The organism is Serratia sp. N21D137 (assembly GCF_047530005.1).
In the GTDB taxonomy this organism is placed as follows: Bacteria; Pseudomonadota; Gammaproteobacteria; order Enterobacterales; family Enterobacteriaceae; genus Chania; species Chania fonticola_B.
In genome coordinates, this window is sequence record NZ_JBLJAJ010000019.1 from 82098 (window position 1) to 105717 (window position 23620).

The 23620-nt window shown below is 55.2% G+C and carries 22 protein-coding genes; 19 read left to right on the plus strand and 3 right to left on the minus strand.

From position 1 onward, the window contains the following. Positions 1–17: 17 nt before the first annotated feature. The 12 genes from ACMV5H_RS15960 to hemB all read left to right on the plus strand — a co-directional run bounded on the left by ACMV5H_RS15960 (position 18) and on the right by hemB (position 11447). A complete protein-coding gene (locus ACMV5H_RS15960) occupies positions 18–548 on the plus strand; it encodes a DedA family protein (protein WP_179253379.1) in 531 nt (176 codons plus the stop codon). A 291-nt stretch (positions 549–839) separates the two neighbouring features. Continuing rightward, on the plus strand, positions 840–1622 hold the full coding sequence (locus ACMV5H_RS15965; RefSeq protein WP_235784836.1) for a histidine phosphatase family protein: 783 nt from the start codon (positions 840–842) through the stop codon (positions 1620–1622). Positions 1623–1730: 108 nt separating this feature from the next. Continuing rightward, positions 1731–3044, plus strand: coding sequence for an OprD family outer membrane porin (locus tag ACMV5H_RS15970; protein ID WP_021807962.1), 1314 nt, complete (start codon positions 1731–1733; stop codon positions 3042–3044). A gap of 142 nt (positions 3045–3186) precedes the next feature. Beyond that, positions 3187–4734 carry a DNA recombination protein RmuC gene (gene rmuC, locus ACMV5H_RS15975; RefSeq protein ID WP_414822082.1) on the plus strand — a complete coding sequence of 516 codons (1548 nt, stop codon included), beginning with the start codon at positions 3187–3189 and terminating at the stop codon, positions 4732–4734. A gap of 78 nt (positions 4735–4812) precedes the next feature. Beyond that, complete coding sequence (gene ubiE, locus ACMV5H_RS15980) at positions 4813–5568, plus strand: bifunctional demethylmenaquinone methyltransferase/2-methoxy-6-polyprenyl-1,4-benzoquinol methylase UbiE (RefSeq protein ID WP_021181470.1); 756 nt, start codon at positions 4813–4815, stop codon at positions 5566–5568. Between the two features lie 13 nt (positions 5569–5581). Next, positions 5582–6190 (plus strand): ubiquinone biosynthesis protein UbiJ, encoded by a 609-nt coding sequence (gene ubiJ, locus ACMV5H_RS15985; RefSeq protein WP_037376657.1) that lies wholly within the window; start codon positions 5582–5584, stop codon positions 6188–6190. After that, positions 6187–7818, plus strand: a complete 1632-nt coding sequence (gene ubiB / locus ACMV5H_RS15990; RefSeq protein WP_414822083.1) for a ubiquinone biosynthesis regulatory protein kinase UbiB — start codon at positions 6187–6189, stop codon at positions 7816–7818. The genes ubiJ and ubiB overlap by 4 nt, the downstream gene beginning before the upstream one ends. 140 nt (positions 7819–7958) lie before the next feature. Next, positions 7959–8225, plus strand: coding sequence for a Sec-independent protein translocase subunit TatA (gene tatA / locus ACMV5H_RS15995; protein WP_021181467.1), 267 nt, complete (start codon positions 7959–7961; stop codon positions 8223–8225). Positions 8226–8228: 3 nt separating this feature from the next. After that, positions 8229–8801, plus strand: coding sequence for a Sec-independent protein translocase protein TatB (gene tatB / locus ACMV5H_RS16000; RefSeq protein ID WP_059199066.1), 573 nt, complete (start codon positions 8229–8231; stop codon positions 8799–8801). A 3-nt stretch (positions 8802–8804) separates the two neighbouring features. Continuing rightward, the gene (gene tatC / locus ACMV5H_RS16005) at positions 8805–9575 is read left to right on the plus strand and encodes a Sec-independent protein translocase subunit TatC (RefSeq protein WP_021181465.1); all 771 of its coding nucleotides are present in this window, start codon (positions 8805–8807) and stop codon (positions 9573–9575) included. A gap of 52 nt (positions 9576–9627) precedes the next feature. Beyond that, a complete protein-coding gene (tatD, locus tag ACMV5H_RS16010) occupies positions 9628–10410 on the plus strand; it encodes a 3'-5' ssDNA/RNA exonuclease TatD (protein WP_414822084.1) in 783 nt (260 codons plus the stop codon). A gap of 14 nt (positions 10411–10424) precedes the next feature. Then, on the plus strand, positions 10425–11447 hold the full coding sequence (gene hemB, locus ACMV5H_RS16015; protein WP_021181463.1) for a porphobilinogen synthase: 1023 nt from the start codon (positions 10425–10427) through the stop codon (positions 11445–11447). Positions 11448–11489: 42 nt separating this feature from the next. On the opposite strand, the gene rfaH is transcribed toward hemB, so the two are convergent. Further along, a complete protein-coding gene (gene rfaH, locus ACMV5H_RS16020; protein ID WP_021181462.1) occupies positions 11490–11978 on the minus strand; it encodes a transcription/translation regulatory transformer protein RfaH in 489 nt (162 codons plus the stop codon). A 242-nt stretch (positions 11979–12220) separates the two neighbouring features. Here rfaH and pepE point away from each other — a divergent pair, with 242 nt between their 5' ends. The 3 genes from pepE to fre all read left to right on the plus strand — a co-directional run bounded on the left by pepE (position 12221) and on the right by fre (position 15408). After that, complete coding sequence (gene pepE, locus ACMV5H_RS16025; RefSeq protein WP_021807957.1) at positions 12221–12946, plus strand: dipeptidase PepE; 726 nt, start codon at positions 12221–12223, stop codon at positions 12944–12946. Positions 12947–13158: 212 nt separating this feature from the next. Further along, on the plus strand, positions 13159–14655 hold the full coding sequence (gene ubiD, locus ACMV5H_RS16030) for a 4-hydroxy-3-polyprenylbenzoate decarboxylase (protein ID WP_414822085.1): 1497 nt from the start codon (positions 13159–13161) through the stop codon (positions 14653–14655). A gap of 51 nt (positions 14656–14706) precedes the next feature. Beyond that, positions 14707–15408: an NAD(P)H-flavin reductase gene (gene fre, locus ACMV5H_RS16035; protein WP_021807955.1), complete on the plus strand. Its 702-nt coding sequence runs from the start codon at positions 14707–14709 to the stop codon at positions 15406–15408. A 152-nt stretch (positions 15409–15560) separates the two neighbouring features. On the opposite strand, the gene fadA is transcribed toward fre, so the two are convergent. Together fadA and fadB are read right to left on the minus strand one after the other, a co-directional pair. Continuing rightward, positions 15561–16724, minus strand: coding sequence for an acetyl-CoA C-acyltransferase FadA (fadA, locus tag ACMV5H_RS16040; protein ID WP_115160427.1), 1164 nt, complete (start codon positions 16722–16724; stop codon positions 15561–15563). 10 nt (positions 16725–16734) lie between these two features. Further along, positions 16735–18927 carry a fatty acid oxidation complex subunit alpha FadB gene (gene fadB, locus ACMV5H_RS16045; RefSeq protein ID WP_059199062.1) on the minus strand — a complete coding sequence of 731 codons (2193 nt, stop codon included), beginning with the start codon at positions 18925–18927 and terminating at the stop codon, positions 16735–16737. Between the two features lie 320 nt (positions 18928–19247). On the opposite strand from fadB, the gene pepQ reads away from it, so the two are divergent. The 4 genes from pepQ to hemG are packed head-to-tail and all read left to right on the plus strand — an operon-like array spanning position 19248 to position 23237. Continuing rightward, positions 19248–20579: a Xaa-Pro dipeptidase gene (gene pepQ / locus ACMV5H_RS16050; protein WP_414822086.1), complete on the plus strand. Its 1332-nt coding sequence runs from the start codon at positions 19248–19250 to the stop codon at positions 20577–20579. Beyond that, entirely contained in the window at positions 20579–21193 is a 615-nt protein-coding gene (locus ACMV5H_RS16055) for an IMPACT family protein (protein ID WP_021807951.1), read from the plus strand. The genes pepQ and ACMV5H_RS16055 overlap by 1 nt, the downstream gene beginning before the upstream one ends. A 35-nt stretch (positions 21194–21228) precedes the next feature. After that, positions 21229–22680, plus strand: coding sequence for a Trk system potassium transporter TrkH (gene trkH / locus ACMV5H_RS16060; protein ID WP_021181454.1), 1452 nt, complete (start codon positions 21229–21231; stop codon positions 22678–22680). A 23-nt stretch (positions 22681–22703) separates the two neighbouring features. Further along, positions 22704–23237 (plus strand): menaquinone-dependent protoporphyrinogen IX dehydrogenase, encoded by a 534-nt coding sequence (gene hemG / locus ACMV5H_RS16065; RefSeq protein ID WP_414822087.1) that lies wholly within the window; start codon positions 22704–22706, stop codon positions 23235–23237. Positions 23238–23620: the final 383 nt, after the last annotated feature.

Genomic DNA, 23620 nt, shown 5'->3' on the forward strand with positions numbered 1-23620 from the left:
CTCAAAAGGAGCAGGCTATGAACCTCAATGACGTGATTGACTGGGTTAGCGAAACAGTGCGCCAGCATGAAGCCTGGGCGATCCCGATCGTCTTCTTCCTGGCGTTTGGCGAGTCGCTGGCCTTCCTCTCGCTGTTGCTGCCTGCCACGGTTATTCTGCTGGGGTTGGGGGCGTTGATTGGCGAGAGCGGCATTACCTTCTGGCCGATCTGGGCGGCGGCGGCCGCCGGTGCCTTCTTTGGTGACTGGCTCTCCTATTGGGTCGGTTATCACTATCAGGGGCGTGTAGCCCATATGTGGCCGCTGTCACGCAATCCGCAGCTGTTGGTGCGTGGCCATGCGTTTTTTGAGCGCTGGGGCGTGCTGGGCATCTTCTTTGGGCGCTTCTTCGGGCCGTTGCGCGCCGTAGTACCGCTGGTGGGGGGCATTTGTGCCATGCCGCAAACCGCGTTCCAGATCGCCAATGTGGCCTCGGCAATGGTCTGGGCCTTCGGCATCTTGGCGCCAGGCGCCTTTGGTATCAAATGGTTTACCCAGTGGATGGCATGAACCGGCGCCTTGCCAAATAACCTCATATTTTAATTATTCAGCGCACAGTGAGAATTCGATCACGAATTTATCCTTAACCGGCGTTTTTTAATTCCCTTATTTTTTTAACGGTGTTACTTTCCCAATAAGTGGATTGTTACTGTGAATAAACAGGCAAAACCCAAACCCGTTGACGAACCAATGTCATGGGTTTGGGTTTTTTTTCGCCCTTATTTTGGCAAATGATCTGCCGATGATTAAAAAAATTAACCTATAGACGTTATTTTGTTCACTAAGGAAAGATTTATGAAAATTAAAACCTGGCTACTGGCCTCCGTACTTGCCGTTTCCTCTGCTGCAGCCTTCAACGTAACCGCCGCGCAAAGCGACAGCGTCGATATCTATTTTGCCCGCCACGGTAAAACACTGCTCAATACCTACGATCGCGTGCAGGGCTGGGCTGACTCACCGCTGACACCGGCCGGGATCGAAACCGCGCGCTATCTGGGTGCCGGGTTGAAGGGGATCCCTTTCGATAGCTTCTACACCAGCGACGCTGGCCGCCAGCGTGAAACGATGCAGGTGATCCTCAAGGAAATGGGCAAGTCGGACGCCAAGGTCACGGAATTGACCGACCTGCGCGAAATGTTCTTCGGCGGTTTTGAAGGGCGTGCTAATGCAGAGATGGCTGACGCTGCTGCCAAGAAGCTGGGCCTGGCCTCTGGTGCCGAGATGTTCAAGCAAATGGGCGAAGGCAAGATCAGCCTGATCCCGATGGTGGATGCCATCACGCAAAGCGATGATAAGCAAGAGGCGGAAAGCGCGCAGCAGGTCAAAACCCGTATGCAACGAGCCTTGCATACCATGGTGCAGAATGCGGTGAAGAATGGGGATAAAAACATCCTGGCGGTCTCTTCCGGGCTCTCGATGCAGATGATGATTTCCGATATGACCGATAATCCGAACAAAAATAAGCCACTGACTAATGCGGCCGTCGTCAAGATGACTTATAAAGACGGAAAATATACCGTAACCGATATTGGCGATATGACTTATGTCGCTAAAGGAAAAGCGTTACTAAATAAAGCACCTTGATTATTACCTAATAAAAATAACCCACCCTTTTGGCTCGGGGATATTATCTGGGGCGATAGCATATCGCCTCGGCAGGGATTTTCTATACCTTTTTCGGGGATAACAATAATGAAACGTTCTGCTTTAAGCTGTCTGGTCGCTATTTCGCTATTCTCCACCGCGGCCCAGGCCAGCGTTGATGACGTCCTGAATTCGCCCTTTTTCAGCGACAGCCATGCTGAACTGTCGCTGAAAAACTACTGGAAGTACCTCAAGGAAGATGCCGCCAATCCAAAAGAGGTGCATAACGCCTGGGGGCAAGGGTTGGCGCTGGGCTATCAGTCCGGCTATCTGGCGGACTTTATCGGCGTTAATCTCGATTACTACAGCGCGGTAAAGCTGGGTGCCAGTGATTACTTCAATACTCGTGGGGTGCTGTACAACAACGGCCCCGGCAACAGCAAAGAGAATGCTGCTGGCTACAGCAAGGTGGGCCAGCGCTATATCAAGCTGAAAGGCGACGTGGGTGGCGCAGCGCTGAATGCGCAGGCTGGCTGGCAGGTGTTGCGTAACTACGGCGTGATCTCCACCTCTACTCGCCTGTCGCCTACGACTTACCTGGGTTGGTCCGGTGGCGTAGCCGGTGCCGGGCTCTCTTTGCGCGGCGCGTATGTTGAACGTTCGATGGATCGTAGCTCACCCGACAGCCTGCGCTTGCAAACCAACGATGGCCGCTATATCAACCATCTTGCCAGTGCCGAGCTGGGCTATGAGAATAAAGCATTTAACGGTCAACTGGCCTACGGGGAGTCTCAGGACTATCTGCGCCGTCAGATCTTGCGTATGAGCTACAAGGTCGATGAGAAACTCAGCCTGGGCAGCCAGATTTACACCACTCAGGCGCTGGATGACTATAAACAGATGGCGCTGAGCAAGCGCAACTTCGATCATAACGCCAACCACTATGCGCTGGATGCCAAATGGCAGGAGCCGCTGTGGAGCGTCAAGGTCGGCATCGCCCATACGCGAGCGCCGAAGGGGGACGGCCAGCTTGGCTTCTATCCCCGCCATATGTCCAAAAACTCACGCGGCACCTTTACCTCCATGGCCTATGCCGGTGAAGACTATATGCGCGATGGCGAAACCATGTTGGCCACCATGGCCGAGTATCGCATCACGCCTGAGTTTACCGCCGGGCTGGCGGGCAACGTTGGCCAGTTCAGCTACCAAGGTGCTGCGGTGCGTACCGGTGAGATCAACGTCTTTGGCCGCTGGGCTCCCTCCCATCCCAAGCTGAAAAACCTGACGGTATTCGCCATGGCCGGGCCGGGTTGGTCTTATAAGAACAGCAATAAAACGCCGATACTGGTGGATGGCCATTCCCAGACCTCCCACTCGCTGTCCGGCGAGTTTATCGCCGAATATCGCTTCAAACTGTTTTAATCCGCCTTATCTGCACGGTAATGCCTTGGTTACCGTGCTCACTTCCACATAAAAACAGACTGGACATCCATACAGGCTCCCTTTAACGTGGCAGGCAACAGGCGTAAAACGCGCCGCAAGTGCATGCATGACAGGAGGCAGGGTGGATACCAGTTTGGTTTACGGTATTGGTGGCGTAGCAATAGGTTTACTGCTGGGGTGGCTGATCGCCAGCCTGCGTGCGCAACAGCACGGCGCGCAACATGAAACCGACATGCGTCTGCTGGAACAGTCTTTACAGCAGGCACAGCTTGAAACTGCCTCCCGCCAAGAGACGCTGCAACGCCACGAACAGCTGCTACGGCAAAACGATCTGGAACTGCGCACCCTGCACAGCCAACTGGCCGCTGGGCAGGAGAGACTGCAACAGCTCAATCATTGGCGCAATGAATGTGAATTGCTGAACCAGGAGCTACGGGCGCAGCGTGAAGTCAACAGCGCTCAGGAAGCCGAACTGCGTGAGGTGACGATCCGCTTGGAAGAGACCCGGATGGCAGCAGAAGAGAAACAGCGACTGTTGATCAGCAGTGAACAGCGTTTGACTACCCAGTTTGAGAATCTGGCCAACCGCATTTTCGAAAACAGTGGCCGCAAGGTAGATGAGCAAAATAAGCAAAGCCTGGATCGCCTGTTGCTGCCGTTACGCGAGCAGTTGGACGGTTTCCGCCGCCAGGTGCAGGACAGTTTTGGCCAGGAAGCACGCGAACGCCATACACTGACGCACGAAATCCGTAATCTGCAACAGTTGAATGCGCAAATGGCTCGCGAGGCGCTCAACCTCACCAAGGCGCTAAAAGGCGATAACAAAACCCAGGGCAACTGGGGCGAGGTGGTGCTGAGTCGCGTGTTGGAAGCCTCCGGCCTGCGTGAAGGACATGAGTATGAGACGCAGGTCAATGTGCGGCTGGATAGCCAAAGCCGCATGCAGCCGGACGTGATCGTGCGTTTGCCACAGGGCAAGGACGTGGTGATCGACGCCAAAATGTCGCTGGTGGCCTATGAGCGTTACTTCAACAGTGAAGATGATTTTGAACGCGAAGCAGCGTTGACCGAGCATATCACTTCGCTGCGTGGGCACATCCGTGTGCTGGGCCGTAAAGATTATCAACAGTTACCTGGCCTGCGTTCGCTGGATTATGTGCTGATGTTTATCCCGGTGGAACCCGCCTTCCTGCTGGCCATCGATCGTGAGCCGGAGCTGATTAGCGAGGCATTGCAACATAACATCATGCTGGTCAGCCCAACCACTTTGCTGGTGGCGCTGCGTACCATCACCAACCTGTGGCGCTATGAACACCAAAGCCAGAACGCCCAGCGGATCGCCGATCGCGCCGCCCGCCTGTATGACAAGATGCGCCTGTTCGTTGACGATATGTCGGCCCTGGGGCAGAGCCTGGATAGGGCGCAGGGCAGTTATCACCAGGCGATGAATAAACTGAGCGAAGGCCGTGGTAATCTTATCGGCCGCATCGAGGGCTTCCGCGCGCTTGGGGTTGAGATTAAACGTCCCATCAACCCGCTTTTGGCGCAGCAGGCATCGGAACAACAGGATGATGAGCTGCTCTCTGAGCCAGACGAGGATATCGCCTCGCTCCCGGAGGAAGAGAACGACGATAGCAACGAAGAACCGCATCGCACATCGCACGGATGATACCGTTGCAAGGTGGGGTATTACGCGGCTTTCTGGTACACTCCACGACACTAAATTGACTGAATGGCAGGCAGGACAATGGCAGATCAAGCGCAGGAAACCACCGATTTTGGCTTTCGTACCGTAGCAAGAGACGAGAAGCAGGCTATGGTGGCCAACGTTTTTCACTCGGTAGCGGCAAAATATGACGTGATGAACGACCTGATGTCGTTTGGTATCCATCGTATCTGGAAGCGTTTTACCATCGATTGCAGCGGCGTGCGCCGCGGCCAGCGCGTGCTGGATCTGGCCGGTGGTACTGGCGATCTGGCTGCCAAGTTCTCCCGCATGGTGGGTGAGCAGGGCCAAGTGGTGCTGGCGGATATCAACGATTCCATGCTCAAGATGGGGCGCGAAAAGCTGCGCGACCACGGCATCGTTGGCAATATCAGCTATGTGCAGGCCAACGCCGAAGCGCTGCCATTCCCGGATAACTATTTTGACTGCATCACCATCTCCTTTGGCCTGCGCAACGTCACCGATAAAGACAAAGCGCTGCGCTCGATGTTCCGCGTGCTGAAACCGGGTGGCCGCCTGCTGGTGCTGGAATTTTCCAAGCCGCTGCTGGAGCCGCTGAGCAAGGCTTACGACGCCTATTCCTTCCACGTGCTGCCAAAAATTGGTGAGCTGGTGGTGAAAGATCCGGACAGCTACCGCTATCTGGCAGAATCGATCCGCATGCACCCCGATCAGGAAACCCTGAAGGGGATGATGGCTGCGGCCGGTTTCGAGAACGTCAACTACTTCAACCTGACCGGCGGCATCGTGGCGCTGCACCGGGGCTTCAAGTTCTGATATGGAAATGCCGATGCTGCTAACCCCGTTACTGACCGGCGTGCTGGAAACCTCGCTCAATAGCCTGCTGTTTCGCGATCGCAGCATGAAAGCTGCCCGCCAACGGCTGGCGGGTAAAGTGTTACGTATCGAGCTACAGGAACTCTCTTCGCCGTTGGTTCTGCTGTTCAGCGAACAGCGCGTGGATGTGCTTGGCCAATCAGAAGATAGAGCCGACTGTACGGTGCAAACCCGCGTACCGGTGCTGCTGAAATTGCGCGATCGTCAGCAACTTTCCCCGCTGATGCGCAGCGGCGAGCTGATTGTCGAAGGCGATATTCAGGTGGTGCAACAGCTGGTCGGCTTGCTCGATCTGGCAGAGTGGGATCCGGCGGAATGGCTGGCGCCTTATGTGGGCGACATCGCCGCGCAAGGGGTTAGTCAGATCGTTGGCAAAGGTTTGGGCCTGCTGAAATCCGGTTTGCAGAGCCAGCAACGCTACGTGGCCGAAACGCTGACCGAAGAGTGGCGTATGGCTCCCGGCCCGCTTGAAGTGGTGTGGTTTAACGAAGAGGTTGATGCCACCGTTCGCAGTGTGGACGCACTGATTGCCCGTCTGGACAAGTTGGAGGGTAAGCGATGACCCCTGGTGAAATTTGCCGCCTGTATTTGATCGTGCGCGTTTTCCTGAGCTATGGACTGGATGAACTGATCCCCAAGATGCGCTTGACGCTGCCGCTGCGCATTGGCCGTCGCCTGCTGTTCTGGATGCCTAACCGCCATAAAGACCAGCCGTTGGGTGAACGCCTGCGCCTGGCGCTGCAAGAGCTGGGCCCGGTGTGGATCAAGTTCGGCCAGATGATGTCGACCCGCCGCGATCTGTTCCCACCCCATATTGCCGACCAACTGACGCTGTTGCAGGACCGAGTAGCACCGTTCGATGGCGCGCTCGCGCGTAAGCATATCGAGTTGGCAATGGGCGGCCCGCTGGAAACCTGGTTCGATGACTTTGACCAGCAGGCGCTGGCATCGGCTTCGATTGCCCAGGTGCATACCGCCCGGCTGAAAACGACCGGCCAAGAGGTGGTGCTGAAGGTGATCCGCCCGGATATTGGGCCGATTATCAAAGCCGATGTGCGCCTGATGTATCGCCTGGCAGGTTGGGTACCTAAGCTGATGCCGGACGGTCGCCGTCTGCGCCCGCGCGAAGTGGTGCGTGAATATGAGAAAACCCTGCTCGATGAGCTGAACCTGCTGCGTGAAGCGGCCAACGCCATCCAGCTGCGCCGTAATTTTGACGGTAGCCCGATGCTCTACGTGCCAGAGGTTTACTCCGATTACTGCCGTGAAAGCGTGCTGGTGATGGAGCGGATTTACGGTATCCCGGTGTCGGATATTGCGGCTCTGGAACAGCAGAACACCAATATGAAACTGCTGGCCGAGCGTGGCGTCCAGGTGTTCTTTACCCAGGTATTCCGTGACAGCTTCTTCCATGCCGACATGCACCCAGGCAATATTTTCGTCAGCTATGAACACCCGGAAGATCCGTGTTATATCGGCATCGACTGCGGTATCGTGGGTTCCCTGAACAAAGACGACAAGCGCTATCTGGCGGAAAACTTTATCGCCTTCTTCAACCGCGACTACCGTAAGGTGGCGGAACTGCACGTTGATTCTGGTTGGGTACCGCGTGATACCAACGTGGAAGATTTTGAGTTTGCCATCCGTACCGTCTGCGAGCCGATCTTTGAAAAACCGCTGGCGGAAATTTCGTTCGGTAACGTGCTGTTGAACCTGTTCAATACCGCACGCCGTTTCAATATGGAAGTGCAGCCGCAACTGGTATTACTGCAAAAGACGCTGCTGTACGTTGAGGGCCTTGGCCGCCAGCTCTATCCGCAACTGGATCTGTGGACCACGGCGAAGCCGTTCCTGGAAAGCTGGCTGCGGGATCAGGTGGGCATTCCGGCGGTGATCCGCGCGCTGAAAGAAAAAGCGCCGTTCTGGGCCGAGAAATTGCCGGAGTTACCAGAGCTATTTTATGACAGCCTGCAACAGCATAAACTGTTGCAACAAAGCGTCGATAAATTGACCGGTCAGATGCAGGCGCAACGCATTCGGCAAGGTCAATCACGGTATTTGTTCGGGGTTGGCGCTACACTGTTAGTCAGTGGTACGATTTTACTGCTGGGAGGCGTAGAGGTGTTCCCTGCCTGGATGATGGCCGCAGGCGTAGTAGCCTGGGTCGTTGGTTGGAAACGCACCGTCTGAATAAATTAACCATCAGGTTAAGCGTTGTCGCTGTAGCCCTGCAAAAACGGGGCATATCCAACACAAAGATGAAGGGTATATAATGCGGCAACTTGAAAGACAACGGGTATAGACCCTTTTTTAAACCAGAGGTAAGTACAATGGGCGGTATTAGTATTTGGCAATTGTTGATCATCGCGGTGATCGTGGTACTGCTGTTTGGCACCAACAAACTGCGTACCCTAGGTTCCGATCTCGGTGCATCAATCAAGGGCTTCAAAAAAGCGATTGGCGACGACAACAGCACCGCGCCAACCAACACGACTGAAAAAACCAACCACGATGCAGACTTTGCGGCCAAGCCTATCACCGATAAGCAGCCGGAAGTGAAAGCAGCGGAAGAGTCGAAGAACAAAGAGCAGGTATAAACCGTGTTTGACATTGGGTTTGGTGAACTGCTGCTGGTACTGGTGATTGGCCTGGTGGTACTCGGGCCAGAACGGTTACCGGTGGCGGTCAGAACCGTTGCGGGCTGGATCCGAGCGCTGCGCTCTCTGGCAGCTTCGGTGCAGAATGAGCTGACGCAGGAATTGAAGCTGCAAGAACTGCAGGAAAGCCTTAAGAAGGCGGAGAAAGCGGGTTTGCAGAATTTAACGCCGGAACTCAAAGCTTCAATGGATGAGCTGAAAGAGGCGGCTGAGTCGCTGAAACGCTCTTATCACGTCGATAAGGACGAGCCGCCGCATACCATCCACAATCCAGTGGTCACCGATCCTGAAGCCATTCACGATGGCGTGACGCCGGCGGAAGCGGCGACTACCGCTTCGGCACCTGTTGCCACACCGCAGCCCACTGAACCTGCGCCAGTCGAGCATAGTGAGCCGGTGGTGCCAACCGTGGCTCAGGCAACGGTCGTGGATCAGCAAATCCCTGCAAAGCAGGCCATCCCAGAGCCTGTGGCGGATAAATCCCCTGCGTCTCAACAACCTAGTGGCGAACGTTAAAACATGGCCGTTGAAGATACCCAACCGCTTATCAGTCATCTGATTGAACTGCGTAAGCGGCTGTTAAATTCGATCATCAGCGTGCTGGCGATCTTTATCGTGTTGGTGTTTTTCGCTAACGATATTTATCAGATCGTGTCTGCACCGCTGATTGATCAGTTGCCTGCCGGGGCGAGCATGATCGCCACCGATGTGGCTTCACCGTTCTTTGCTCCGATCAAGTTGACGATGATGGTTTCGGTGATCGTTGCCGCGCCTTTCATTCTCTATCAGGTCTGGGCCTTTATCGCTCCTGCGTTGTACCAGCATGAACGCCGCCTGATGATGCCGTTGCTGGTCTCCAGCAGCCTGCTATTCTATCTGGGGATGGCGTTTGCCTACTTTGTCGTGTTCCCTCTGGCCTTTGGCTTTTTTGCCAAAACTGCACCCATCGGCGTCACGATTGCGACCGATATCAGCAACTACCTGAGTTTCGTCATGGCGCTGTTTATGGCGTTCGGCGTGGCTTTTGAAGTGCCGGTTGCCATTATTCTGCTGTGCTGGAGCGGAGTCACTACGCCAGAAGACCTGCGTAAGAAACGCCCGTATGTGCTGGTTGGTGCTTTCGTGGTCGGCATGCTGTTGACGCCGCCGGACGTGTTCTCGCAAACCCTGTTGGCGATCCCGATGTACCTGTTGTTTGAGGTCGGGGTATTCTTCGCCCGCTTCTATGTCGGGAAGCGGCGCAAGCCGGTAGAGGAAGAAGAGGAAGGCGAAGAGCCACCAGCCTCCTGATACTCGTCTGTCTCTAAGCCGCCCATCGGGCGGCTTTTGCTTTGGAAAAACCATGTTTGATATTGGCGTCAACCTTACCAGCTCCCAATTTGCCAAAGATGCCACACAGGTGGTTGAGCGAGCCAAAACCGCAGGCGTGACGGGGATGCTGATCACCGGCACCAACGCGCAGCAAAGCGAGGCGGCCAGTCACCTGGCCCGTGCGCATAGTGGCTATTGCTGGTCTACGGCTGGCGTGCATCCGCATGATGCCAGCAGTTGGAACGATGAGGTCGCACAGCACATTCACCGGTTGGCATCGCAGCCCTTCGTTGCAGCCATTGGTGAATGTGGGCTGGACTTTAACCGCAACTTTTCTACCCCGGAACAGCAGGAAGTGGCTTTCAACGCCCAGTTGGCATTGGCCGCCGAGCTCAATATGCCGGTCTTCCTGCATTGTCGCGACGCACACGCACGTTTTGTTGCACTGCTGACCCCTTGGTTGGATAAACTGCCCGCCGCAGTCGTGCATTGCTTCACCGGCAGCGCCGAAGAGTTACAGGACTGTCTGGCGCTGGGGCTGTCGATCGGTATCACCGGTTGGGTTTGTGATGAGCGCAGGGGTTTGGAACTGCGTGCCTTGTTACCCCAAATCCCGGCCGATCGTCTGCTGCTGGAAACCGATGCCCCCTATTTGTTGCCCCGGGATTTACACCCGAAACCTGCATCTCGCCGCAACGAACCCTGTTTTCTGCCCCATATCATTCGGCAGGTTGCGACCTGGCGCGAAGAAGATCCCGCGTGGCTGGGCCAGAAAACTGATGAGAACGCCCGCCTGTTATTCCGGCTGGTCTGAGTTAGGAGAAAATTATGAGCTATGCATTTCCGGGCACCTTCCCTGGTCGCCGTATGCGCCGTGTGCGCCGCCATGACTTCAGCCGCCGTTTGGTCGCCGAGAATCAGGTGACGGTCAATGACCTGATCTACCCGGTGTTTGTCATGGAAGGCAGCAACCGTCAGGAAGCCGTTTCCTCGATGCCTGGCGTATCGCGCATGAGCATCGATCTGCTGATCAAAGAGGCAGAAGCCATTGCCAAGCTCGGCGTGCCGGTGATCTCCCTGTTCCCGGTGATTGAGCCTGGCCTGAAGTCGCTGCATGCCGAGGAAGCCTACAACCCGGATGGTTTGGTGCAGCGCACCGTGCGTGCGTTGAAAGATGCCGTGCCGGAGCTGGGGATCCTGACCGATGTGGCGCTCGACCCGTATACGACCCATGGGCAGGACGGGGTGATCGACGAACATGGCTACGTGATCAACGACATCAGCAAAGAGATTCTGGTTCGCCAGGCGCTATCTCACGCTGAAGCCGGTGCCGAAATCGTGGCTCCCAGCGATATGATGGATGGCCGCATCGGCGCGATCCGCGATCAACTCGAGCTGCAAGGCCTGGTGAATACCCAGATCATGGCGTATTCCGCCAAATATGCCTCATGCTATTACGGCCCGTTCCGTGATGCGCTCGGCTCCACCGGTAACCTGAAAGGCGGCAATAAGAAAACCTATCAGATGGATCCGGCCAACGGCGACGAAGCCCTGCAAGAGATTGCTCAGGATCTGCAGGAAGGCGCGGATATGGTGATGGTGAAGCCGGGGATGCCGTATCTGGACGTGGTGCGGCGTGTCAAAGATACCTTCGGGGTGCCGACCTTCGCCTATCAGGTGTCGGGCGAATATGCGATGCATATGGCGGCGATCCAGAACGGCTGGCTGCAGGAGCAACCGGCGGTGATGGAATCCTTGCTGTGCTTTAAGCGTGCCGGGGCTGATGGTGTGCTGACCTACTTCGCCAAGCGTGTCGCCCAGTGGCTGCATGATGATGCGATGCGCCGTTAATCGGTAGCAGACAAAACAGGCACCCAAGGGTGCCTGTTTGCATTAAAGCTTCTGGAACTGCCGGTTATCGATGCTCTGATTAATCTGCTTGTTGATCAGATTCAGCAGCAGCATCGAGCGGGCTTCACCGTCGGGTTCGGTGTAGATCGCATGTAGGCCCTCGAACACGCCATCGGTGATCAACACCGTATCGCCCGGCTGCGGGGTCTCTGGATCCACATAGTATTCTTCGCTATGTGTCTGGAGCTCTTCGATAACCTGTAACGGTATCTGGGTCGGTAAGGCTCCAAATCGTACAAAGTGGCTGACACCACGGGTAGCGCTGATCGTGGTGGTGTGAATACGCTCTGGATCGAATTCAACAAACAGGTAGTTGGGAAACAGCGGTTCGCTAACGGCGGTACGCTTGCCACGCACGATTTTCTCCAACGTAATCATTGGGCTCAGGCAGTTGACGGCTTGCCTTACCAGGTGTTCCTGGGCCCGCAACAGCTGGCCGCGCTTACAATAAAGTAAATACCAAGATTCCATAGTTTCACATGCCTTTCTGTCAGCCGTTAAGCATACCAAAAGCCACTACGGATACCTAGTGACGCAAGCGTCCATCTTGTTGCCATGAGTTGCGGCAATCCACGGTAGCCAGCATAAAGTCACATATTTGTTTACCTGATTCAGGTATAACAATAGGCCTCAAATTTACGACTGTCACAGTATGGTGGGCAAGCCTGATGCTCAATGTGACGCCTTTATCATTCTTGCACTGAGGGAGAGACATGGAGCTATTTTTACTGAGTAACGGCAAGCTTTCCGGCGAGGCCGAACTGCTCGGTTATGCCAAGAGTCAGCTGTTGGCCATGATTGAACGCCGTAACATCACGTCGGCCGTATTTATTCCTTATGCCATGATCCGCGGTGATTACGACCAGCGTGCGGGGGAACTGTCGCAGACGTTGGGGATCAAGGTTACCAGCATCCACCACGCCGAGTCCCCGGCAGAGGCGATCGCACAGGCCGAGTGTATTTTGGTCAGCGGCGGCAATACCTGGATGCTGAACCAGATGCTGCATGAAAATGGCCTGATTGTGCCAATCCAGCGTGCGGTGCGTGAGCGCGAAGTGCCTTATGTAGGTTGGAGCGCTGGCTGTAACGTGGCGACGCCGAGCATCCGTACCACCAACGATATGCCGGTACGCAGCAGCGTCGTGTTGCCTGCGCTGGGGTTGTTCCCGGTCCAGATCAACCCACATTACATCGATGCCCACATCAGCGGCCACATGGGTGAAACCCGTGATGAGCGCCTGGCAGAGTTCTGTGCGGTAAACCCAAGCGAGTCGGTTGTTGCACTGCGTGAAGGCAGCCTGCTGCACGTCTGTGGCAACGATCTGCGCTACTTCAGCGCCAGGGAGCAGGGCTTTAAAGTGTTCCGCCACGGGGTAGAGATACAGGAATATCATGATACTTTGGCGCTGCGCTCGTTGGTGCCGTTCATCTGCCATTGATAAACCGAAGGGGGCGCAGCATGCGGCGCCCCTACAGATTCAGCATTGTGATGACAACCCAAACTAGTAGCGCTAATGTGGGCAGATTGGCTAGAATTTGTTAATCTATCCGTTGCTGTGAAACGCCTTAAAATCAGCCAGTTAATTAAACGTCGAACCCCCTTGAGATTTTCAGGGATCGTCGTTTAAATCTTCTATAAATCAATGGTGTAATGGCTTGCATGAAATACCGTGACCTACGCGATTTCCTCTCGTTGCTGGAAAAGAGAGGGGAACTAAAACGCATCAGCCAGCCGATTGATCCCTATCTGGAAATGACAGAAATTGCCGATCGTACGCTGCGAGCAGGCGGCCCGGCGTTGCTGTTCGAAAACCCGAAAGGCTACGATATGCCGGTGCTCTGTAACCTGTTCGGCACGCCCAAGCGGGTGGCGATGGGGATGGGGCAGGAAGACGTCAGTGCGCTGCGCGAAGTGGGCAAGCTGTTGGCGTTCCTCAAAGAGCCGGAGCCACCGAAGGGCTTTCGCGATCTGTTCGACAAGGTCCCCAAATTCAAGCAAGTGCTGAATATGCCGACCAAGGTGCTGGGCTCTGCCCCGTGCCAGGAACAGGTGTGGCAAGGGGAAGATGTCGATCTTGGCCGTATTCCGGTGATGCACTGCTGGCCGGAAGATGCCGCCCCGCTGGTCACCTGGGGGCTGACGGTTACCCGTGGCCCGCATAAAGAGCGCCAGAATCTGGGGATCTATCGCCAGCAGGTATTGGGCAAGAACAAGCTGATTATGCGCTGGCTCTCGCACCGTGGCGGCGCGCTGGATTATCAGGAGTGGTGTCTGGAACATCCTGGTGAACGTTTCCCGGTTGCCGTTGCGCTGGGGGCCGATCCTGCCACCATTTTGGGCGCGGTGACGCCGGTGCCGGATAACCTGTCCGAATATGCCTTTGCCGGGTTGTTGCGCGGCAACAAGACCGAAGTGGTCAAATGTCTGTCCTGCGATCTCGAAGTTCCCGCCAGCGCGGAAATTGTGTTGGAAGGTTATATCGAGCAAGGGGAGCTGGCGCCGGAAGGCCCGTATGGCGATCACACCGGTTACTATAACGAGATCGACCACTTCCCCGTCTTTACCGTGACCCATATTACCCAACGGCGCAACGCGATTTATCACTCGACCTATACCGGTCGCCCGCCGGATGAACCAGCGGTGATGGGAGTGGCGCTGAACGAAGTGTTCGTGCCGATCCTGCAAAAACAGTTCCCGGAAATCGTCGATTTCTACCTGCCGCCGGAAGGATGTTCCTATCGCCTGGCGGTGGTGACCATCAAAAAACAGTACGCAGGGCACGCCAAACGCGTAATGATGGGGGTCTGGTCTTTCCTACGCCAATTTATGTATACCAAGTTTGTCATCGTCTGCGATGACGATGTGAATGCGCGTGACTGGAATGACGTAATTTGGGCGATCACCACCAGAATGGATCCGGCAAGGGATACCGTTTTAGTGGAGAATACGCCGATTGATTATCTGGACTTCGCCTCACCGGTTTCCGGGCTGGGATCGAAGATGGGCCTGGATGCCACCAATAAATGGCCGGGAGAAACCCAGAGAGAGTGGGGCCGTCCGATTCAAATGGATGAGAAGGTGCGTGCGCGTATCGATGACATCTGGGATGAGCTCGCCATATTCAGTGACAGAGAACCGACGCTTTAAGCGCCAGTCTTTGTTCTCGGTCTTGCATTGATGACCCGACAGAGGGAACGCATGACAATCTTGAGCTGTAAAGTGACCTCCGTAGAGGCCATTACCGATACCGTTTATCGGGTACGTTTGGTGCCAGAGGCACCGTTTTCGTTCAAAGCAGGGCAATACCTGATGGTAGTGATGGATGAACGTGATAAACGCCCGTTCTCTGTGGCTTCGACGCCAGCACAGCAAGATTATATCGAGCTGCATATTGGTGCTTCTGAACTGAACCTGTATGCGATGGCGGTGATGGATCGTGTGCTGAAAGAGCAGGCCATCACCGTGGATATTCCGCATGGTGAAGCCTGGCTGCGTGAAGAGGGCGAGCGCCCGCTGGTGTTGATTGCCGGTGGTACCGGGTTCTCTTACGCGCGCTCGATTTTGCTGACGGCGCTGGAGCGCCAGCCAGACCGTGATATCTCTATCTACTGGGGTGGGCGTGAGCTGAAGCATCTTTATGATCTCAGCGAACTGGAAGCGATTTCACTGCAATACCCAAATCTGAAGGTTATCCCGGTAGTTGAACAGCCGGAAGAGGACTGGCGTGGCCGCAGTGGCACGGTGCTGAGCGCTGTGTTACAGGATTTTGGCTCGCTGGCGGAGCATGATATCTATATCGCAGGTCGTTTCGAGATGGCGAAAATTGCCCGTGAGCGTTTCTGTGCCGAGCGTGGCGCGCTGGAAGCGCATATGTTTGGCGATGCTTTCGCGTTTATCTGATTGTATGCGCAGTAGTAAAGACGGGGTGGCCAGATGCTGCCCCGTTTTTTTTGACATCGAATTTCAGGCATAAAAAAACCCGCCCCTGACAGGCGGGAAGTACGGCAACAAAACCTTTGGGATGCCCTTTTGGAGCATCCAATCAGACACAGCTAAACGCGTTCAAATACCGTGGCGATCCCCTGACCCAGGCCGATACACATGGTGGCCAGACCAAACTGCACGTCACGGCGTTCCATATTGTTCAGCAGGGTGGTGGAGATACGGGAGCCGGAGCAGCCTAATGGGTGGCCCAGGGCAATCGCACCGCCGTTAAGGTTGATCTTATCGTCCATGCTTTCCAGCAGCCCCAGATCTTTAATACAGGGCAGCGACTGGGCGGCAAAGGCCTCATTCAATTCAAACAGGTCTATATCCTGCACGCTCAGGCCGGCGCGTTTAAGCGCGAGTTTGCTGGCAGGCACCGGACCATAGCCCATGATCGAAGGATCGCATCCCACGACCGCCATTGAGCGGATGCGGGCACGAGCCTTCAGTCCGAGTGACTTGGCACGGGATTCGCTCATGATAAGCATGGCGGAAGCGCCGTCAGACAGTGCGGAAGAGGTGCCTGCGGTGACGGTGCCGTTGACCGGGTCAAACGCCGGGCGCAATGCCGCCAGGCTGGCAACGGTGGTTTCCGGGCGGATCACTTCGTCATAATCGTAACGAGTCAGTACGCCGTCGGCGTCATGGCCGGTGGTGGGGATAATTTCGTTTTTGAAATAGCCGGCCAACGTAGCGGCATGGGCACGTTGGTGGGAGCGGGCTGCAAATTCATCCTGCATTTCGCGGCTGATATTATGCATTTTGGCCAGCATTTCTGCGGTCAGGCCCATCATCCCTGCCGCTTTTGCCACGGTGCGGCTCAGGCCTGGATGGAAGTCTACACCGTGGTTCATTGGGACGTGGCCCATATGTTCCACTCCGCCAATCAGGCTGATCTGCGCGTCACCAACCATGATTGCGCGGGCTGCGTCGTGCAAGGCCTGCATCGAAGAACCACACAGGCGGTTCACCGTTACCGCTGGCACACGATGTGGGATCTCGGCCAGCAGCGCGGCGTTACGGGCGATATTGAAGCCTTGTTCCAGCGTTTGCTGCACACAGCCCCAGTAAATATCATCAATCTCGGCGGCATTCAGCGCCGGGTTACGGCTCAGCACGGCACGCATCAGATGAGCAGAAAGATCTTCCGCGCGTACCTGGCGGAAAGCGCCGCCTTTTGAGCGGCCCATTGGCGTACGTACGGCATCAACAATAACTACGTTTTCCATCTTTATAACCTCATGCCGGTTGGCCAGTGGAGATATCAGACAGCGCCGCTGTCACCACCGGATAGTAGCTTTCATTACGTTCCGCCTTGGCACGCAGGCCGGCTGGCACTTGATACAGCGCCCCCAGGTTAGCGTAACGCTGGGCCATTTCGACGTAATTTGCGGTGCCGAGCGTATCCAGATAGCGGAATGCGCCACCGTGGAACGGCGGGAAGCCGATGCCGTAAACCAATGCCATATCCGCTTCTGCCGGGCTGGCCACAATGCCTTCTTCCAGACAGCGTACCACTTCGTTGATCATCGGGATCATCATGCGGGCAATGATCTCTTCACTGCTGAAGGTCTGTGCCGATGCGCTCACGGTTGCCAGCAGAGTGTCGGTTTGCTCGTCGTTATCTTTACGCGGCTTGCCTTTGCTATCCTGGCTGTAGCGGTAGAAGCCCAGCTGGTTTTTCTGGCCGAAGCGTTGGTTATCGAACATCACGTCGATCGCATCGCGGTAATTTTTACTCATGCGCTCAGGGAAACCGTTGGCCATCACCGCCTGGGCATGGTGCGCGGTATCAATACCGACCACATCCAACAGATACGCCGGGCCCATCGGCCAGCCGAACTGTTTTTCCATCACTTTGTCGATCTGACGGAAGTCGGCGCCGTCGCGCAGCAGCTGACTGAACCCGGCAAAATACGGGAACAGCACGCGGTTAACGAAGAACCCAGGGCAATCATTGACCACGATCGGCGTTTTGCCCATGCGGGTGGCGTAGGCCACCACGGCGGCGATAGTGCTGTCGCTGGTGTGTTCACCGCGGATTATCTCAACCAACGGCATGCGGTGCACCGGGTTGAAGAAATGCATACCGCAGAAGTTTTGCGGGCGCTTCAACGATTTTGCCAGGTGATTGATCGGGATGGTTGAGGTATTGGAGGCCAGTACGGTATCTTCGCCGATCAGGGCTTCCACTTCAGACAACACCGCCGCTTTTACCTTAGGATTTTCAACTACGGCCTCAACAATCAGTTGGGCGCGTTCGATTCCGGCATAGTCCAGCGTTGGCTGGATGGTTGACAGCACCTGTGCCATCTTCAAGCCATCCAGTTTGCCGCGCTCCAGCTGTTTATTCAGCAGTTTGGCCGCTTCATTCATGCCGAGAGTCAGGGATTTGTCGCTGATGTCCTTCATGATCACCGGCACGCCTTTCAGCGCGGATTGGTAGGCGATACCGCCACCCATAATTCCGGCACCCAGCACGGCAGCCTGTTTCGGAGCTTCAACGTTCTTGGCCAATTTTTTCGCCTGGCCTTTCACGAACTGATCGTTGAGGAAAATGCCCACCAGGGCGCGCGCTTCGTTAGAGCGGGCCAAAGGCACAAAGCTGGCGGTTTCCAGTTTCAACGCTTCTTCACGGCCAAACTTGGCGGCGGCTTCGATAGTTTTTACCGCGGTCATTGGCGCAGGATAATGTTTCCCGGCAGTTTGCATCACCATGCCTTTGGCCGTGGTGAAACTCATGGCCGCTTCGATTGGGCTCAGTTTCAGCGGCTCCAGCTTCGGCTGACGGTAGGCGCGCCAGTCGAGTTGGCCGTCGATCGCCTGTTGCAGTACTTTCAGCGCGGCTTCCACCAGTTTCTCCGGTGCGACCACGGCATCGACCAGGCCGACTTTCAGCGCGTCTTTCGCGCCGATATCTTTCCCGGCGGCAATGATTTCCAGCGCACTGTCGTTACCCAGCAGGCGTGGCAGACGTACGGAACCCCCGAATCCTGGCATGATGCCCAGTTTGGTTTCCGGCAGACCGATGCGTGCGTCTGGAGAGGCGATACGGAAATCGGTCGCCAGGATGCATTCGCAGCCACCGCCTAACGCGTAACCGTTAATGGCGGAAATGGTTGGCACCGGCAAATCTTCCAGCCGGTTAAAGATGGTATTGGCAAACACCAGCCATTCATGCAACTTTTCAGCCGGTGCGGCAAACAGCGAGAGGAACTCGGTGATGTCGGCACCCACGATGAATGCGGATTTGGCAGAGCGCAGCAGCAGCCCTTTCAACTCGGTTTGCTGTTCCAGCACCTCGAGTGCGGCACCCAGGCTGGCAACGGTGCTGGTATCCAGCTTGTTGATCGGGCCTGGTGCGTTGAACACCAACTCGGCGATGCCGTTGTCGAGCCAGTGTACTTGTAATGTTTCGCCTTGGTAGAGCATGTCGATCTCCTGAATCAGCGCAGATGATCTGGTATGACCAGATGATGACGAGTGTGGTTTTTATGTTAATAAATTGCAAATAATAGATTGCATATTTGCAAACCTGATCACAGGGGGAATGGCTAATTGCTTGATACCCAATCAAGTTATTTTTTACCCCTGAGCGAGAAACTTTGGTGCGTAGCGGCCATATCACCTGGGGATGCAATCTGTTTGCAGAGGTTTGCGAAGCACACCTCATGCAGGAGGTGATGGGGTTGGAGCGTGGGATCTGTGTGTTAAGATGGCTCATTCCGTTCTGAGGGCATAAGGGTACTGTGATGGAAACGCTGGCTTCTTTGTATAACGACCACTTGGCAACACTGCAACAACGAGCTCGTGAAGTATTAGAGCGCAACAATCTGGATGCATTGCTGATCCACTCAGGCGAGCTGCAACGGGTCTTTCTGGACGACCATAGCTACCCGTTTAAAGTGAACGCCAACTTCAAGGCGTGGGTGCCGGTAACGTCGGTGCCGAACTGCTGGTTGTGGGTGGACGGCGTTAACAAACCCAAGCTGTGGTTCTATTCCCCGGTGGATTACTGGCATAGCGTTGAACCGCTACCCAACAGCTTCTGGACCAAATCCATTGAACTGTTGCCGCTGACCAATGCAGATGATATCGCCAGCCACCTGCCGCAGCAGCGCGAGCGTGTAGGCTATATCGGCTATGCACAACAGCGGGCCCTCTCTCTTGGCATTGCGGCCGAGCACATCAATCCGCAAGCGGTGCTGAATTTCCTCGATTTCCGTCGCTCGATCAAAACCGGTTATGAACTGGCCTGCATGCGCGAAGCGCAGAAAACGGCCGTGATGGGGCACCGTGCCGCTCATGAAGCCTTCCAGTCCGGTATGAGCGAGTTCGATATCAACCTGGCCTATCTGACCGCCACTGGCCATCGTGATACGGACGTGCCTTACGATAATATCGTGGCCCTGAATGAGCATGCGGCGGTGCTGCATTACACCAAGCTGGATCATCAACCTCCTGCCGAATCCCGTAGCTTCCTGATCGATGCAGGGGCGGAATACAACGGCTACGCTGCCGACCTGACTCGCACCTATGCGGCTCAGAGCGACAATGCATTCGCCCATCTGGTGAAAGATCTCAACGGTGAACAGCTTGCGCTGATAGATACCATCAAAGCCGGGGTGCGCTACACGGATTACCATGTACAGATGCATCAACGTATCGCCAAACTGTTGAAAAATCATAAGCTGGTAACGGGCATCAGCGAAGAAGCGATGGTCGAACAAGGCATCACCTGTCCGTTCCTGCCGCACGGCTTAGGCCACCCGCTTGGTTTGCAGGTGCATGATGCCGCCGGGTTTATGCAGGATGAAAATGGTACTCATCTGGCAGCACCCGCAAAATATCCTTTCCTGCGCTGCACCCGTGTCATGCAACCAGGCATGGTGCTGACCATTGAGCCGGGCCTGTATTTCATTGAGTCCCTGTTGGCACCTTGGCGTAGTGGCGAGTTCAGTAAACACTTTGCCTGGGATCGTATCGACGCGTTGAAACCTTACGGCGGTATCCGCATTGAGGACAATATTGTGATCCACGAAAAGCGTATTGAGAATATGACGCGCGATCTGAACCTGGCCTGATGCAGCCTTACCCCATTCCTGGCGCTGTCATCAGCGTCAGTGAAGAGATAAAGAAAAGCCGTTTCATCACCCTGCTGGCACCTACCTGCGGGGTCGAGGCGGCCAAAGCCTTTATCCAGCAGGTGCGTGACGAGCATCCAACGGCCCGGCACCATTGCTGGGCTTTTGTTGCCGGGGCACCGAATGATTCGCAGCAGTTGGGGTTCTCCGATGACGGTGAACCCTCCGGCACGGCGGGCAAGCCCATCCTGAGCCAGCTCATGGGCAGTGGGATCGGTGAAATAACCGCGGTGGTAGTTCGCTACTATGGTGGGATCAAGCTGGGTACCGGTGGCCTGGTGCGGGCATACGGCAGCGGCGTACAACAGGCGCTTAAGCAGTTGGTTGTCAGCTATAAAGTGCCGCAGCTCGAATATACTTTGCAGTGCGACTATGCTCAGCTGGCAATGGTAGAGAATTTGCTACAGCTTAGTGAAGGGCGGATTGTGCATGGGGATTACGGTGCTGCCGTGGTGTTACATTTGGCGCTACCGGCCACCGGTACCGAGGCATTCGGGAATAAATTACGCGATCTCAGCCGCGGAAGTTTGCAATTAGTCCCTATATCGCAATAATTCCCACCAACTGAATTGTTAAGGATCGTGCTGAAATGCATTTTCGCGCCATAACCCGTATTGTGGGCCTGCTGGTTATCCTGTTTTCCGGGACAATGTTTATTCCTGGCCTGGTGGCATTGATATACCGCGACGGAGCGGGGCGGGCATTCAGCCAGACCTTCTTTGTAGCCGTGACCATTGGCTTGATGCTGTGGTGGCCAAACCGCAAGCAGAAGCATGAATTAAAGCCACGTGAAGGCTTCCTGATTGTGGTGTTGTTCTGGACCGTGCTGGGCAGCGTGGGGGCATTGCCTTTCCTGTTTTCCGAACGGCCCAATCTCTCCCTGACAGACGCCTTTTTCGAATCCTTCTCGGGTTTAACCACTACCGGAGCTACCACCCTGGTCGGGTTAGACTCCTTGCCTAAAGCCATCTTATTCTATCGCCAGATGCTGCAATGGATGGGGGGGATGGGGATCATCGTGCTGGCCGTCGCCATACTGCCTATCCTCGGCGTCGGGGGCATGCAGCTATACCGTGCGGAAATGCCCGGCCCATTGAAAGACAATAAAATGCGCCCGCGTATTGCCGAAACGGCCAAGACCTTGTGGCTGATTTACGTACTGCTGACCATTGCCTGCGCGCTGGCGTTATGGGGCGCCGGAATGTCGGTATTCGATGCTATCGGCCATAGCTTTGCAACTATCGCCATCGGGGGCTTTTCCACGCATGATGCCAGCGTGGGTTACTTTGCCAGCCCGGCCATCAACACCATCATCGCTGTATTCCTATTGATCTCCGGTTGTAACTACGGCTTGCACTTCGCCTTGCTCAGCGGGCGCAGCTTGAAAGTGTACTGGCGCGATCCGGAATTTCGCATGTTTATCGCCGTGCAGTTCACGCTGGTGGCGGTGTGTACCGTGGTGCTGTGGTGGCACGGTATATATAGAAGCGGCATGGAAACGCTTAATCAGGCTTTCTTCCAGGTGGTGTCGATGGCAACCACTGCAGGGTTTACCACCGACAGCATCGCCAAATGGCCACTGTTCTTGCCAATGCTCCTGCTCTGTTCAGCGTTTATCGGTGGCTGCGCGGGTTCAACCGGCGGTGGCTTGAAAGTGATCCGCATCCTGCTGCTGTACCTCCAAGGGTCGCGTGAGTTGAAGCGGTTGGTGCATCCAAATGCGGTTTACACCATCAAATTAGGCAACCGCGCGTTGCCAGAGCGTATTCTTGAAGCGGTGTGGGGCTTCTTCTCCGCCTATGCATTGGTATTTATCGTCAGCATGCTGGCTATTATCGCCACCGGCGTTGACGAGTTCTCGGCCTTTGCCGCGGTAACGGCTACGCTTAACAATCTGGGGCCTGGCCTCGGCGTTGTCGCCGATAACTTTACCACCATGCCGCCACCGGCAAAGTGGGTACTGGTCTTGACCATGCTGTTTGGCCGTTTGGAAGTGTTTACGCTGTTGGTTCTCTTCACACCGACTTTCTGGCGTGAGTAAATGTATCTACGAGGAGTAACGCCATGAAGGCACTGATTCTCTATTCGAGCCGTGACGGACAAACGCACTCTATTGCTGCTTATATAGCTAACCAGTTGCAGGATACCCTGAACTGCGACGTTATCGATCTGCAGCAGGCAGAGCATATCGAGCTTGGGCAGTACCAACAGGTACTTATAGGGGCTTCGATACGCTACGGGCATTTCAATACGGCATTACACCGATTTGTGAAGCACCATGCTGATCAGTTGAATCAGATGCCTAGCGCGTTCTTCGCGGTTAATCTGACGGCACGTAAACCGGAAAAGCGTTCGCCGCAAACCAACGCCTACACTCGCAAGTTCTTATTGTCATCACCTTGGCAACCTAAGCAGTGCGCCGTATTCGCTGGTGCGCTGCGTTATCCGCGTTATCGCTGGTTCGATCGCGTCATGATCCGCTTTATTATGAAAATGACCGGGGGAGAGACGGATACCAGTAAAGAAGTGGAATATACAGATTGGCAGCAGGTGGACCGCTTTTCCCAGGAATTTAGCCGCATCCAGTACGAAAAGTGATAGAAATGCTGCCTTGTGCAGCGTTTTGCCGAAAAAAGCCGCGCTTGAAAAGTTTTTTGCATTTAGGGGTTGCGGCGTTCTGAGAACTCCCTATAATGCGCCTCCACTGACCGGGAACAACGACGAACAAGTCGCCCAGCCAGGAAGAAGCAACCCGGTGAAAACACCGCGTCTCGCAAGAGAAAAAGGTTGACTCTTCAGCGGGAAAGCGTAATATGCATCTCCCGCGTTACCGAGAAACTTTACGGTAACGAACGCTCTTTAACAATTTATCAGACAATCTGTGTGGGCACTCACAAGACGATATCCAGCTACTTCGGTAGCAAAAAAATATCAAGTCTTGAAGAGTGACCAAGCAGTCATTCATGCGAATGAATGATTAC

Coding starts and splice junctions, on each gene's coding strand:
- trkH (WP_021181454.1), top strand. CDS start 21,229: ATGCATTTTCGCGCCATAACCCGTATTGTGGGCCTGCTGGTTATCCTG.
- ubiB (WP_414822083.1), top strand. CDS start 6,187: ATGACCCCTGGTGAAATTTGCCGCCTGTATTTGATCGTGCGCGTTTTC.
- ACMV5H_RS16055 (WP_021807951.1), top strand. CDS start 20,579: ATGCAGCCTTACCCCATTCCTGGCGCTGTCATCAGCGTCAGTGAAGAG.
- ACMV5H_RS15970 (WP_021807962.1), top strand. CDS start 1,731: ATGAAACGTTCTGCTTTAAGCTGTCTGGTCGCTATTTCGCTATTCTCC.
- fadA (WP_115160427.1), bottom strand. CDS start 16,724: ATGGAAAACGTAGTTATTGTTGATGCCGTACGTACGCCAATGGGCCGC.
- tatC (WP_021181465.1), top strand. CDS start 8,805: ATGGCCGTTGAAGATACCCAACCGCTTATCAGTCATCTGATTGAACTG.
- ubiE (WP_021181470.1), top strand. CDS start 4,813: ATGGCAGATCAAGCGCAGGAAACCACCGATTTTGGCTTTCGTACCGTA.
- hemG (WP_414822087.1), top strand. CDS start 22,704: ATGAAGGCACTGATTCTCTATTCGAGCCGTGACGGACAAACGCACTCT.
- fadB (WP_059199062.1), bottom strand. CDS start 18,927: ATGCTCTACCAAGGCGAAACATTACAAGTACACTGGCTCGACAACGGC.
- rfaH (WP_021181462.1), bottom strand. CDS start 11,978: ATGGAATCTTGGTATTTACTTTATTGTAAGCGCGGCCAGCTGTTGCGG.
- hemB (WP_021181463.1), top strand. CDS start 10,425: ATGAGCTATGCATTTCCGGGCACCTTCCCTGGTCGCCGTATGCGCCGT.
- pepE (WP_021807957.1), top strand. CDS start 12,221: ATGGAGCTATTTTTACTGAGTAACGGCAAGCTTTCCGGCGAGGCCGAA.
- tatD (WP_414822084.1), top strand. CDS start 9,628: ATGTTTGATATTGGCGTCAACCTTACCAGCTCCCAATTTGCCAAAGAT.
- pepQ (WP_414822086.1), top strand. CDS start 19,248: ATGGAAACGCTGGCTTCTTTGTATAACGACCACTTGGCAACACTGCAA.
- tatA (WP_021181467.1), top strand. CDS start 7,959: ATGGGCGGTATTAGTATTTGGCAATTGTTGATCATCGCGGTGATCGTG.
- fre (WP_021807955.1), top strand. CDS start 14,707: ATGACAATCTTGAGCTGTAAAGTGACCTCCGTAGAGGCCATTACCGAT.
- ubiD (WP_414822085.1), top strand. CDS start 13,159: ATGGCTTGCATGAAATACCGTGACCTACGCGATTTCCTCTCGTTGCTG.
- ubiJ (WP_037376657.1), top strand. CDS start 5,582: ATGCTGCTAACCCCGTTACTGACCGGCGTGCTGGAAACCTCGCTCAAT.
- ACMV5H_RS15960 (WP_179253379.1), top strand. CDS start 18: ATGAACCTCAATGACGTGATTGACTGGGTTAGCGAAACAGTGCGCCAG.